This window comes from Mycobacterium paragordonae (genome assembly GCF_003614435.1).
Classification (GTDB): Bacteria; Actinomycetota; Actinomycetes; order Mycobacteriales; family Mycobacteriaceae; genus Mycobacterium; species Mycobacterium paragordonae.
This window is the reverse complement of record NZ_CP025546.1, coordinates 1,558,198-1,571,162: the sequence shown is the minus strand read 5'-3', so window position 1 is coordinate 1,571,162 and position 12,965 is coordinate 1,558,198. Positions and strand designations below refer to the sequence as shown.

General features: G+C 66.2%; 10 protein-coding genes and 1 pseudogene. 3 read left to right on the top strand and 8 right to left on the bottom strand.

What is annotated here, in order from left to right:
• The first annotated feature begins 17 nt into the window (after window positions 1–17).
• Window positions 18–893 carry an adenylate/guanylate cyclase domain-containing protein gene (locus C0J29_RS07290; protein WP_120791896.1) on the top strand — a complete coding sequence of 292 codons (876 nt, stop codon included), beginning with the start codon at window positions 18–20 and terminating at the stop codon, window positions 891–893.
• On the opposite strand, the gene secA is transcribed toward C0J29_RS07290, so the two are convergent.
• The 3 genes from secA to C0J29_RS07275 all read right to left on the bottom strand — a co-directional run bounded on the left by secA (window position 880) and on the right by C0J29_RS07275 (window position 5,388).
• Window positions 880–3,729 (bottom strand): preprotein translocase subunit SecA, encoded by a 2,850-nt coding sequence (gene secA, locus C0J29_RS07285; protein WP_120791895.1) that lies wholly within the window; start codon window positions 3,727–3,729, stop codon window positions 880–882. The two genes, C0J29_RS07290 and secA, sit on opposite strands and share 14 nt — an antisense overlap.
• Before the next feature lie 77 nt (window positions 3,730–3,806).
• Window positions 3,807–4,526, bottom strand: a complete 720-nt coding sequence (gene hpf / locus C0J29_RS07280) for a ribosome hibernation-promoting factor, HPF/YfiA family (RefSeq protein ID WP_120791894.1) — start codon at window positions 4,524–4,526, stop codon at window positions 3,807–3,809.
• Between the two features lie 229 nt (window positions 4,527–4,755).
• Window positions 4,756–5,388, bottom strand: a complete 633-nt coding sequence (locus C0J29_RS07275; protein ID WP_120794610.1) for a ComF family protein — start codon at window positions 5,386–5,388, stop codon at window positions 4,756–4,758.
• Window positions 5,389–5,566: 178 nt separating this feature from the next.
• Between C0J29_RS07275 and C0J29_RS07270 the strand changes: the two genes are divergently transcribed.
• On the top strand, window positions 5,567–6,463 hold the full coding sequence (locus tag C0J29_RS07270) for a L,D-transpeptidase (RefSeq protein WP_082993913.1): 897 nt from the start codon (window positions 5,567–5,569) through the stop codon (window positions 6,461–6,463).
• On the opposite strand, the gene C0J29_RS07265 is transcribed toward C0J29_RS07270, so the two are convergent.
• Both C0J29_RS07265 and C0J29_RS07260 read right to left on the bottom strand, forming a co-directional pair.
• Window positions 6,460–7,959: an HNH endonuclease signature motif containing protein gene (locus C0J29_RS07265; RefSeq protein ID WP_242460375.1), complete on the bottom strand. Its 1,500-nt coding sequence runs from the start codon at window positions 7,957–7,959 to the stop codon at window positions 6,460–6,462. The genes C0J29_RS07270 and C0J29_RS07265 overlap by 4 nt on opposite strands.
• A gap of 94 nt (window positions 7,960–8,053) precedes the next feature.
• Window positions 8,054–9,334: a DDE-type integrase/transposase/recombinase gene (locus tag C0J29_RS07260; protein ID WP_120791892.1), complete on the bottom strand. Its 1,281-nt coding sequence runs from the start codon at window positions 9,332–9,334 to the stop codon at window positions 8,054–8,056.
• 217 nt (window positions 9,335–9,551) lie between these two features.
• Here C0J29_RS07260 and C0J29_RS07250 point away from each other — a divergent pair.
• Window positions 9,552–10,783: pseudogene (locus C0J29_RS07250) on the top strand (DDE-type integrase/transposase/recombinase).
• A 37-nt stretch (window positions 10,784–10,820) separates the two neighbouring features.
• Here C0J29_RS07250 and C0J29_RS32720 read toward each other — a convergent pair.
• The 3 genes from C0J29_RS32720 to C0J29_RS07235 all read right to left on the bottom strand — a co-directional run bounded on the left by C0J29_RS32720 (window position 10,821) and on the right by C0J29_RS07235 (window position 12,935).
• On the bottom strand, window positions 10,821–11,195 hold the full coding sequence (locus tag C0J29_RS32720) for a hypothetical protein (protein ID WP_162951403.1): 375 nt from the start codon (window positions 11,193–11,195) through the stop codon (window positions 10,821–10,823).
• 65 nt (window positions 11,196–11,260) lie between these two features.
• Entirely contained in the window at window positions 11,261–11,794 is a 534-nt protein-coding gene (locus tag C0J29_RS07240) for a hypothetical protein (RefSeq protein WP_174814824.1), read from the bottom strand.
• Window positions 11,795–12,104: 310 nt separating this feature from the next.
• Window positions 12,105–12,935, bottom strand: coding sequence for an LmeA family phospholipid-binding protein (locus C0J29_RS07235; protein ID WP_065048900.1), 831 nt, complete (start codon window positions 12,933–12,935; stop codon window positions 12,105–12,107).
• Between the last annotated feature and the right edge of the window lie 30 nt (window positions 12,936–12,965).

Here is a 12,965-nt window from a genome sequence, read left to right as displayed (position 1 = left end):
CGCCCTACCCTTTGCCCATGGTCACAGTGATCGATCACAACCCCTGGGACAGCGTGCTGACCGAAGGTCACGCGTCGTTGGTCAAGGCAAGACGCATGTTTCGCTATCTGCCCTCGGCGCCGCGGTGCAAGCTGTGCAACAACCCGTTCGGCGGCCCCGCCGGCCGGGTTCTCGCGGTCGCCGGGTTCAGTCCGTCGCGCAAGAACCCGAACCTGTGCAGTCGGTGTTGCGACGCGCTTCCCGCCGGCGGTGCCGAGGTGGACGTCGCGGTGCTGTTCGCCGATGTCCGGGGATCCACCGCGCTGGGTCAGCGCGGTGCGGCGACACACTTCGCCGCGCTGCTCAACCGCTTCTACCACGCTGCGACGCACACCCTGCTGCGTCATGACGCGGTGATCGACAAGCTGATCGGTGACGAGGTGATGGCCTTCTTCGTTCGCGGCATCAGCGGTCCGGGGTACCGCAGCCAGGCCGTCGCGGCCGGGGTAGAGCTGTTGGAAGCGGTCGGTTATGGCAGCGACCGGGGCCCTTGGCTGGAGTTGGGTGTGGCGGTCAACGCCGGCGTCGCGTACGTGGGCAACGTCGGTGGCGCGGTCGTCGACTTCACCGCACTGGGCGATCCGGTCAACGTCGCAGCGCGTATGCAGCAACATGCCGCCGGCGGGGAGTTACTGGTCGCTGCGGGAGTGGCCGACGAGCGCGTCGGGACGGCTCCGCGTCGCCCCCTGAACCTGCGGGGGCACGCTGCGCCGGTCGACGCGTTCGTGCTGGGGGCTGAGCCCGCGCCCGGTTGCTCGAATGTGCAGCCAGCCGCACGTTCGGCGTCGAGCGTGCGGCCAGCTTCACACTCGGCGCCGCGTCTGGCGCCGATCCCGGACGCTAGCGCTTCTTGACCGATTTCGGCGGCTTGGCACCGCGGCCCTGCTGGCGCGCCGCGGCCCGTCGTTCCCGGCGGCTGCCGCCGGCACCGGCTCCGGCCGAGGTTTTGGCCGCCCCGCCGCCGTTGCGCTGCAGTTGCGCCGAACCGTCCTCCGACGGGCCGGAGTAGGTGAGCGCGGGCGTGTCGCTGTCGTCGATTCCCTTGGCGCGCAACGTGCTTACCGGCTCTTTCGCGCGCACGGGCTCGTCTTCGCCGTCGGAATCGGCGGCGGCGGTGGCGAATTCGGCGAGGCCTTCCGGCTGTTCGACCGGCGCGACATCGACCTGAGGTGCCGGCACCGCCTCCACGCTGACGTTGAACAGGAAGCCGACCGACTCCTCCTTCATGCCGTCCAGCATGGCCATGAACATGTCGTAGCCCTCGCGCTGATACTCGACCAGCGGGTCGCGCTGCGCCATCGCGCGCAGCCCGATGCCCTCCTTGAGGTAGTCCATCTCGTAGAGGTGCTCGCGCCACTTGCGGTCGATCACGTTCAGCAGCACGTTGCGCTCCAGCTGGCGCATCGCGCCCTCGCCCGCGATCTCCTCGAGCTCGGATTCCCTTGCCGCATAAGCCTTGTCGGCGTCCTCGAGCAGTGCGTCGAGGAGTTCCTCGCGGGTCAGGTCGTCGCGCTCGGAGTCCGCGTCGCGGTGGGTGAGGTTCTCGTGGCCGATGCCGACCGGGTAGAGCGTCTTGAGCGCAGTCCACAACGCGTCCAGATCCCAGTCCTCGGCGTAGCCCTCGCTCGTCGCGCCGTTGACGTAAGCGGTGATGACGTCGCGGAGCATGTCCAGGGCCTGCTGCTTGAGGTTCTCGCCCTCGAGGATGCGGCGGCGCTCGGCGTAGATGACCTTGCGCTGCTGGTTCATCACCTCGTCGTACTTCAGCACGTTCTTGCGCATCTCGAAGTTCTGCTGCTCGACCTGAGTCTGAGCGCTCTTGATGGCGCGGGTGACCATCTTCGCTTCGATCGGCACGTCGTCGGGCAGGTTCAGCCGGGTCAGCAGGCTCTCCAGGGCGGCCCCGTTGAACCGGCGCATGAGCTCGTCACCCAGCGACAGGTAGAAGCGCGACTCCCCCGGGTCGCCCTGGCGGCCGGACCGGCCGCGCAGCTGGTTGTCGATACGGCGCGACTCGTGGCGTTCGGTGCCCAGCACGTACAGGCCGCCGGCCTCGATGACTTCCTTGGCCTCGGCGCTGGCCTCTTCCTTGACCTTGGGCAGCTCCTGGTGCCAGGCCTCTTCGTATTCCTCGGGCGTCTCCACCGGATCCAGGCCGCGCTCGCGCAGCCGCTTGTCGGTGAGGAAGTCGACGTTGCCGCCCAGCACGATGTCGGTACCACGGCCGGCCATGTTGGTGGCCACGGTGATGCCGCCACGCCGGCCGGCCTCGGCGATGATGCCGGCCTCCTGCTCGTGGTACTTCGCGTTGAGGACGTTGTGCGGAATACGCCGCTTGGTGAACTGGCGCGACAGGTATTCGGAGCGTTCAACGCTGGTGGTGCCGATCAGGACCGGCTGGCCCTTCTCGTAGCGCTCCGAGACGTCGTCGACCACGGCAATGTACTTGGCCTCTTCGGTCTTGTAGATGAGGTCGGACTGGTCTGTCCGGATCATCTCCTTGTTGGTCGGGATGGGGACGACACCCAGCTTGTAGATCTCATGCAGCTCGGCCGCCTCGGTCTGGGCGGTACCGGTCATGCCGGCCAGCTTGTCGTAGAGGCGGAAGTAGTTCTGCAGGGTGATGGTGGCCAGCGTCTGGTTCTCGGCCTTGATCTCGACGTGCTCTTTGGCCTCGATGGCCTGGTGCATGCCCTCGTTGTAGCGGCGTCCGATTAGCACGCGGCCGGTGAACTCGTCGACGATGAGCACCTCGCCGTCGCGGACGATGTAGTCCTTGTCGCGGTTGAATAGCTCTTTGGCCTTCAGCGCGTTGTTGAGGTAGCTGACCAGCGGCGAGTTGGCGGCCTCGTAGAGGTTGTCGATGCCGAGCTGGTCCTCGACGAACTCCACGCCCTTCTCGTGCACACCGACCGTGCGCTTGCGCAGGTCCACCTCGTAGTGGGTGTCCTTCTGCATCAGCGGCGCCAGCCGCGCGAACTCGGTGTACCAGTTGGACGCGCCGTCGGCGGGCCCGGAGATGATCAGCGGGGTGCGGGCCTCGTCGATCAGGATGGAGTCGACCTCGTCGACGATGGCGAAGTTGTGGCCGCGCTGCACCAGGTCGTCCAGCGTGTGGGCCATGTTGTCGCGCAGGTAGTCGAAGCCGAACTCGTTGTTGGTGCCGTAGGTGATGTCAGCGTTGTAGGCGACGCGCCGCTCCTCCGGCGTCATCTGAGCGAGGATGACGCCGACGTCCAGGCCGAGGAAACGGTGTACCCGGCCCATCCACTCGCTGTCGCGTTTGGCCAGGTAGTCGTTGACGGTGACGACGTGCACGCCCTTGCCGGCCAGCGCGTTGAGGTAGGCCGGCAACACACAGGTCAGGGTCTTGCCCTCACCGGTCTTCATCTCCGCGACGTTGCCCAGGTGCAGGGCGGCAGCGCCCATCACCTGCACGTCGAACGGGCGCTGGTCGAGCACCCGCCAGGCGGCCTCGCGGGCCACCGCGAACGCCTCCGGGAGCAGGTCTTCGAGGTCCTCTGGGTTCTTCTCGTCCGCGAGGCGCCGTTTGAACTCGTCGGTCTTGGCCCTCAGCTCCGCGTCGGTGAGTTTTTCGACGTCGTCGGACAACGTGTTCACATAGTCGGCCACCTTCTTGAGGCGTTTGACCATGCGACCTTCACCAAGGCGCAGCAATCTCGACAGCACAGCTTTGTTCCCCTGTTGGGTAGGAGTCTTTCAGGCGCCCCCCATCCTAGGTGACGGGGTGATCAGGCCAGTCTGAGTCAGGCCAGCCGAATCAAGCCGTAGTCGTAGGCGTGCCTGCGATAGACCACCGACGGCCGTTCGGTCTCCTTGTCGAAGAACAGGAAGAAATCATGCCCGACGAGCTCCATCTCATAGAGCGCGTCGTCGACCGACATCGGCTTGGCTGGGTGCTCCTTCGTGCGCACCACCTTGCCCGGCTCGTGGTCTTTGTGGTCCCCGTGGTCCAGATGGTCCTTGCGGTCCGGCTCGGCGCCCACGTGGTCATGCGCATCGGCCGGTTCGGCGTTGAACGCCTTTTCCGGCGGCGGCAGCACCGCGGTGGCCTCGGCCAGCGACACGGGCGTCTTGTCGCCGTAGTGCACCTTGCGGCGGTCCTTGCCGCGGCGCAGGCGGTTCTCCAGCTTGGCGACGGCGGATTCCAGAGCGGCGTAGAAGCTGTCGGCGCAGGCTTCGCCGCGGACGACCGGGCCGCGACCGCGGGCGGTGATCTCTATGCGCTGACAGGCCTTGCGCTGGCGGCGGTTGCGTTCATGATCGAGCTCGACGTCGAAAAGGTAGATGGTCTTGTCGAACCGCTCGCAGCGGGCGAGTTTCTGTGAAACGTAGATGCGGAAATGATCGGGTATCTCGACGTTGCGTCCCTTGAACACGATCTCGGCATTGGCCGTTGGTTCGGCCTGGTCTTCGGGTCCGGCTGCTTCTAGAACCTGCTCGGATTCCGCGGTAAGCCTTGGCATTCGTGACAACTCGTTTCTCTTTTCACGTCACACGCGACCTGCGTGCCCGGCACTGAATCAGATACGCGCCGACGGGGTTAGAGCGGTATGAAGGAGCCACCGCCGCAGGCTGCCCGCCGGAGCAAGAGATCGTATTTTCACCTCCTACCGCGGGTGCTGCTGGTGTTCTCGACGTTAGCCCTTGTTCGCCTTACCGTGCCACCCCATTCGCAGACCTGTTGCGAGTTCTTCACGCGGCGGCGATGGCCAGAATCGCGGCCACCTGCACGCCGGCGGCATGGAGCACCCGAACGGATTCGCGCGCCGTGGCCCCGGTGGTGACGACGTCGTCGACGAGCAACACCTCCGTGCCCGGCCGGGGACCGCGCAGCCGTACCCGACCGTTGATGTTGCGTTCGCGGGCCGAGATGTCCAGGCCCACGGAGTCGCGGGCCATGGCCCGCATGCGCAAGGCCGCGGTGACGGTGACGTCGGGATGGGCGGCCACGGCGGTGCGTGCGATCCGGGTGATCGGATCTCCGCCGCGCTGGCGGGCCGCGGAGCGCCGGGTGGGCGCGGGCACGATCGTCAACGGGGTGCTCACCATGCCCCAGCAGGACAACCGGTGGATGCCGACGGCCAGCGTGTGCGCCAGGGGTGCGACGAGGTCGCCGCGGCCGCGCTCCTTGAGCGCCAGGATGGCCTGGCGCCGGACGCCGGTGTAGCGGCCGAGCGCGAACACCGGAACACCCGGATCGATGCGGGGACTGATCACCAGCGGTTCGCCGGGTTCGACAGCGAGGGCGGACGCGCATGCCGGACACCATCGGGTGGCGGGAGCTCCGCAGCCGCCGCACTGCAGCGGCGCGACCAAATCGAGGATCTCGAGCATGTCGCCAGTGTCGCCGCAGGGGGTGACAAGGCCGGATGGAGACCGACTTGTGACCAAACACTGACCGACTTGCGTTCGCGCACTTTCAATTTGGAGCCGTCAGCGGACCTACCATTCCAGCAGCGACGTCTTATTACCCATCCGACTAATTAACCCTGGAGAGAAAGCCATGCGGGCGGCGATCCGGTCTCTGCTGGCGTTCCTGTGCATCACTTCGACGGTGATCGCGGGGCACGCCGGTGTAACGCTGATGGCGGCAAGCACATCGAACGGTTATTCCGGCCTCGTCTCGGTTTTGCCCGTGCGCGGCTCTGTCGTTGGTGTCGCGCACCCCGTGGTGGTGACCTTCGGCAATCCGGTCGCCGACCGCGCGGCGATGGAGCGCGCCATCGAAGTTACGTCGGAGCCCGCGATGACCGGCAGGTTCGAGTGGGTGGACAGCAATGTCGTGCAATGGGTGCCCGACCGGTTCTGGCCGGCACACAGCACGGTGGCGCTGTCGGTAGGCGGTCTGCGCACGGAGTTCAAGACGGGTCCGGCGGTGGTCGGCGTCGCGGATGTCACCAACCACACCTTCACCGTCAGCATCGACGGGGTGGAAGCGGATGCGCCCCCGCCCGCCCTGCCGGCGCCGCATCACCGGTCGCACTTCGGCGAGGCGGGCGTGCTGCCGGCCTCGATGGGCAGGCCGGAATACGCGACGCCGGTGGGTACGTACAGCGTTCTTGCCAAAGACCGCTCGGTGATGATGGATTCGAGCAGCGTCGGCATCCCCGTCGACAACCCCGACGGTTACCGGCTGCAGGTCGACTATGCCGTCCGCATCACCAATCACGGTCTGTACGTCCATTCGGCGCCGTGGGCGGTCAACGCGATGGGCGTCGACAACGTCAGCCACGGCTGCATCAGCCTCAGCCCGACCGACGCCGAGTGGTACTTCAACACGGTCCACGTCGGTGACCCGGTAATCGTCAAAGAAGGCGCACCGGCCGTGGACAGCGGCAAGGAAGCCGACCCGAAACCGCTGCAGCCGTCGACCCTGAACCCCGATCGGCCGCCCAGCTAGAACGGTGGGGGTTCGTCGTCGGGTGGGCCGGTGGCGTTGATGCGGGCTTGGTGGTTGGCGCGGCGTTCGGCGGTGACGCGGGCGGCGCGGGCTTGGGTGCGGGTGCGTCGGCGGGTGGGCATCATCGCGGTGCGCTCGGCGCAGTAATCCGCCGGTGGGGTTTGGGCTTCGGGGGCGGGCATCCCACCCACCGCATGGCACAGGCTGGGAAACAGCAGCGCGGAACCGGGGGTGGTGACGTGGGTGTCCCCACCCGGGGAGGTCAGGATCAGGGTGCCGTCGGCGAGTTGTTTCTCGGTCCAGCCCCAAAACGTTTTCATCAAATGATGCGTGCGGCAGTAGCACTTGAGGTTGCCGGCGTGAGTGGGCCCACCGGAGGCGTAGGGGGTGGTGTGGTCACAGTCGCAGGCGGTGGCCGGCACATCACAGCCGGGCCAGCGGCACGTCAGGTCCCGGGCCCGCACGAAATCGGCGAGCGCTTGGGAGGGGTGGTAGTGCGGTTCGGGGGCGGCGTAGCCGGGGTGGATCAACGGCACCTGGCGGGCGGTCAGCGCCAACTCGGCCAACAGTTCGGGGGTGATGAGGTCTTCGGCGCCCAGCACACACCCGGGGCTGTCGCTGTGGCCATTGAGGGTGGCCTGTTCGGCGACCACATGAATCACCACCGGCGAGGCGGGCTTACGCCCGGCGGCGGTGCAATCGGGACGCCCGCACTCGCAGGCCAGCCGGGTGGCATCGGCGGCCAGCGCCCCCATGGCATCAGCGCGGCGCTGAGCCACCGTGCGCGGATCGTGGGGGCAGACCGTGGCCGCCAACGCCGAGATCCGCGCATCGAGGGCTTTGGCATCGGTGCTGCGCAGGCGTCCCTCCACCTGGCACAACCCGTTGAGCTCCTGGCTGATCCACACCTCCCGATCAGCCTGGGCCTCTGTGCGCCGCCGGACGGCATCGGCGTCGGTGTTGGCGACGATCTGGTCGATCTTCTGCGACAGCCGCCCGCGGCTCAACGAGGGCCAGCGTGTCACCCGCGCGGCGATCTTGTCGTCCACCGCCGCCAGCACCTGGGGGTCCTCGATCAGGTCGGTGCGGAACACGATCGTGGCGAACGCTTCCAGGTCGATGTCCCCGGCACAGAACACCGCCGCGACCTGGGGTAGGCGCTCGCGCATCGCCCGGGCGTAATGCAGTTTGGTCTCTGCGCGGCCCTGGCTGATCTTCAGCCCCGCGGCCACCTCCCCGGCCACCGCTTTGAACGTGTCGATCGCCCACTGACCCGTCTCAGAGCCCGCCACCGAGCGGTGGGAGAACAACTGCCCGATCGCCACCAATTCCGCGGCCTGGGCCTGATTGACCACCCGCGCCGCCGCAGCGATCCGCGTCATCCAGCCCACCGATTCCTCGGTCTTTTCTAGAAGTGCCCTGCGGTGGGCCAACACCTCCAGGTAGCCGTCATACCCTTCCATCCCGGGTGCGAGGAACGGCAGCCTATCGAACATACATTCGATTGTACACGCTGCTATGACCGCGTTGTGTGATGTCTCAGGACATCGGTGACAGTTCTGTGTCAGGACATCGGTGCCAGTTGGTGTGTCAGGACTTCGGTGACGTTTTGTCGTTTTTGGGGTGTGGGCCGCGGGGTCGTCCGTTGCCGACGTAAGTCACCCCGGGTGCGGGTCTTGTGTGCTCGATGAGGACTTCGCCGTCCAGGTCGGCGACGATGATCTTGTCGCCGTTGGTGACGACCAGGACCTGGTCAAAGCCGCGTCGTCCATCGACCTTGTACTGGACCCCGGCGAGCATGAATGTTCCGGCGGTGGTCAGTGTCCTGACGCTGGTGCCGGCGGGCAGGTCTTTGGGTGCGGGTGCAGGCCGGTGCCGCTTAAGTGCAGCTTGGACGAAGAAGGGCTGGTCGGGTTTGGGGCGGGGAGCCTGCGCCTTCTCGGTGGCCTCCCAGGCCGCGCGGGGTGTGATGCGGCCAGGCAGCCCTTGGTGGGGGCGCTCGTTGTTGTAGATGTCGTCGAAGGCGTCGATTTGGGTCTGCAACTCGGCCAGCGTGCTCGCGAGAGGCTGCTTGTCCAAGTAGCGGAACAAGGTCTGATGGAAGCGTTCGTTCTTGCCCTGGGTGGTCGGTTTGTAGGGCTTGCCGGTCATCGCCGCCACGCCCAGGCTTGCGAGGTGTTCTACGAGCTGGCCCAGATATCCACGCCGCGAGGGGTTAAGCGCGAGCCCGTTGTCCGACAGCAGTCGTTGGGGCACTCCGTGGGCGGCGATGGCCTTGTCCACCACTGCGATCGCGTCCGTGGCGGTCTCGCTGAATGCGACGTGGGAAGCGACCGCGTAGCGGGAGTGGTCGTCGATGAGCTGGAAGATTACGCACTTTCGTCCGCCGCTCAGCACGTACTCGGTCGCGTCGAGTTGCCAGCACGCATTCGGCGCCGGATAGACGAACCGCCGCCATGCCGAGCGGGGCTTCTTCTTCGGCTCCAGACGAGCCACGCCAGCCTCACGGAAGATGCGCGCCAGCGATGCCGTGGAAGGTACCGGTTGTAGGCCCATCGCGCGCATCTTTTCGTGCACACTGATCGGCCCGTGATCCAGGCCGGAGGCCTCCAGTGCGGCACGCACTGCCACAGCCTGCTCCTTGATCGCATCGCTCAACTTCGATGGGCTCGACTTGGGTCGTCTCGTCCTGGGTTCAAGTACCGCGGCCGGCCCGTCGGCCTTGGCGCGTTTACGCAACTCGTAGAACGACTTGCGGGAGATGCCGTACTCGGCGCAGAACGTCGAAACCGCCCCGCGGGGCGCGTCATCGGGCCACTGCGAGATAGCAAGCCGGACCAGAGGATCGATCGGTTCATTAACAGCCACCACCCGAACCCTGAGGCAGAAATGTCACCACCAACACAGCCCGAACTGTCACCGATGTCCTGACACAGAACTGTCACCGATGTCCTGGGAGATGACACTATGACCGCGTTGACTCGTCAGAAATGCGCGCGAAAGGGTGATTCGTTGCCTCATCGAGAATGCGCGCGTGGACGGCGCGCCTGCCTGGTCGGGTCAGCAATGAGTTCGGTAGGCCCGGTTGATGGGGTTGACATTGGCAGAGCGCAGGGCGGTGACCCAATCAGCGGCGACTCGTTATCAGCAGGCCGGTAAGCGCGGTAAGACCCGGATTCTTGACGAGTTGTGCGCCAACACGGGCTGGCATCGCAGCCATGCCCGCAAGGCACTTAAAGCCGCGCTGGCCCCCAGGATCATGTCTGCACGAAGTCCGCGGCCCGTGAAATACGGCGAGGATGTGATTGCTGCGCTGACGATCTGCTGGACGGTGCTGGGCATGCCCGCCGGCAACGGCTCGCACCCATGCTCACCGAGCTGGTAGCCGTGCTGCGCCACTTCCGGGAGCTGGTCATCAGTGACGAGACGGCGGCACTGCTGGTATCGATGTCGGCGGCCACCATCGATCGCCGCCTGGCCGATGAACGGGCCAGATACAAGATCAAAGGACGCGTGGGCACCAAGCCGGGGTCGCTGATCCGAAGTCAGATCCCGGTGCGCACCTGGGCCCAATGGGATGACGCTGTGCCCGGCTTCGTCGAGATCGACACGGTCTTCCATGACGGCGGCAATCGGGGTGGAGGCCATGCGTTCACGTTGACGGTCACCGATATCGCCACCGGCTGGACCGAAAGCCGCTCGCTACCGGACAGGACGGCCAAACACATCCTGGCCGCCCTCAATCAGATCGCCGCCGCGATGCCGTTCCCGATCCTCGGCGTGGACTGCGATAACGGATCGGAATTCATCAACGACGACCTCTTGGCATGGTGCCAAGACCGGCGAATCACCTTCACCCGGTCACGGCCGGGCAACAAGAACGACGGCTGCCACGTCGAGCAGAAGAACTGGGTGGTGGTCCGCACCGTGGTCGGCTACTACCGCTACGACACAGCGTCAGAACTCTTGCTACTCAACGAGATCTGGCGAATGCAGTCACAGCTGACCAACTACTTCCACCCCCAGCAGAAATTGGTATCCAAAGTCCGCAAAGGCGCCAAGGTATCCAGAAAACACGACACGGCCACCACCCCGTTTCACCGGGCGACCGACCACCCGAGTATGACCGTGGACCGCATCGTGGCGCTCAAGCGGACCTACTCACTGATCAACCCAGCCGCCACCCAACGCCAGATTCAGGCGTTGACCAACCAACTCTTCACCCTGACCACCAGCAAAGCCCCAGCCGGCGTCCCGACTCCACTCACCAAGCGCGCACGTTCACGTGAGGCAACCAACAACCCTTCGCGCGCATCTTGACATGAGGCAACTTGTGACACGCGGGTGCCGCCGCAACTCAGGCGTCGAAGTCCGCGCGAGTGCGAACCACCGCCGCTTCGCCGACAATCAACCGATGTCCGCACAGAATCCGGCCTTCCGAACGGGAAGGGGTAGCGGCGGGGCGATCGGGCTTGTCGCGCTGCATGCCGTTCTGGTGCTCTTGACGGTGCTGCTGAATCTGGCTCTTCTCGTCACCGCCGATCCGCACGATGGGTGCCGCATTCACCACGTTGGTTGCGAGCGCGGAGCCCACCTCCGAGAGGCTGCCTTGATCAGTGCGGTGGGAACCGGCGTGCTGATCATTGTCGAGGTCGTCATGACGACCTACGCGCACTTGTGGAAACGTCAGCGACTTCCCTTTGCCGTCCCGCTGCTGTGCTCGATCGGCCAATTCATCGTTCTCGCAACCGCTTTCGCACTGGGTGGTGCGGGCACTCCGTAACTAGTGCGCCGTAACTACTGCGCCGGCACACCCACCGCACCGCACGCCGGAAGCGCCGTCGTCGTGCCGGCCAAGACGGCCGGGATCGGCGCCGAGGGCACCTCGGCGGCGACGGCCTGAGGCGCCGGCGCCTGCGGCCCGGGCAGCACGACCGGGTCGGCGGCCTTGCCGCTCGAGGGAGTCATGGGCGCCCCCTTGCCCGTCCCGGCCTGCGTCATGATCGGAGCAGCCGCCGGAGCACCCTCGGCCGCACCAGCCCCAGCCCCCGCGACGGGAACCACCGGCCCCAACGGAGGAACGACGGGCACCGGCGGCACGACCGGCACCGGCGGCACCACGGGCACGGCCGGCGCGATCGGCACCGGACCTGGCAGCACCACCGGTGCGGCGGCTACCGGCCCTGCAGCGAATCCCATCTGCTGCTCAATGCAGTTCCCTCCACCAGTGCGCAGCGGCGTGGCCACCGCGCCCGGACTCAACGCCAGCGCAGCCCCGCACAACCCCGCGCCGGCGGCAACCGCAACGCAGAATCGATCGATTATCCGCAACGCCAACTCCGTTCGTTCTCCCCAATTGCCCCCGCAATCAATAACAATGGGGAACCGTATCGGCGCGCCGAATTCCTGCCTAGAGCCCTAAGTTGATGGATGCCGAACCGATGCCAAGCACCAGCCGCGCCGTGACAGTGTCTTTCCCAAACAGTTACGCAGCGAAGGGTTTTGGCCGCCGAAGCTGTGCTACGCGACCAACTCGTGACCTGAACACCGCCAATCGGCATACCCGGGAAAACGCTCGATTAATGGTCGCTCAGCAAATCCAAACCATAAATTACAGGCATGTAATTTACATTCATGTAATTCACTCGCCGGAATCCGAACCCCACCACAACGAGGGCCAGCTGAAGCTCAGCGCGCCCTGGCTCAGCCGGGTGATCAGCTCTTCCAACGCCCGCAGCGGCAACTCCATCCGCCACTCGGGCAGCAGTCCGGACAGGTGCAGGGAGTCCGGCGTCAGCTCGACTCCGGTGATCATCAATCCGTGCGGCAGATCCGGCAGCACCACCTGATACGCCGGCGTGCGCAGCGGCAGTTTCCACCGTCGCTGGCCGGCCACCACCGCGCGCGGGCGCAGCCACAAAGTCGAGCCCACCACGTCGGCGTCCACCTCGAGACCGCCCAGGCCCGGCCGACGTGCCCAGCTCAGCCGCGCGGTCCCGTCCTCCCCCGACTCGCTGCGCAGATGCGGTGCCGCCTGCTCGAGCACGTGATCGAAGACGTCCTTCGGCAGTTCGGTGGTCAGCTCTGTCGGAGCGGCGATGACCAGCGGCGGCACCCCGGGGCGGATGTGCACGTTGCGCATCACCGCGACCGCACTCTGCAGCCGGTTGTCGGCCCAGCGGATGTCGCGGGCGGCCACCCGGACTTCGCCGAGCTGGCCCACCGGCAACCCCTGCGGATCGAGCTCCGATTCCAGCTCGACGACGGTTAGCGTCACGTCCTGATCGCCGATGCGCACGGTGACTTCCTTGCCGACCAGCAGCTGCTGCAACGTCGCGAACAAGGTGCGGTAGGGCATCGCCACCGCGTGCGCCCCGACCGACGGTATCCCGGTCGACGACCACAGCGACGTCAGCATCTCCAAGGCGCGGAACGGGTCGTCCCAACGCAGGAAGGGAACCTTGGGCGACATCGGCAAGCGCCTCCTCACCAGCAGATTAGC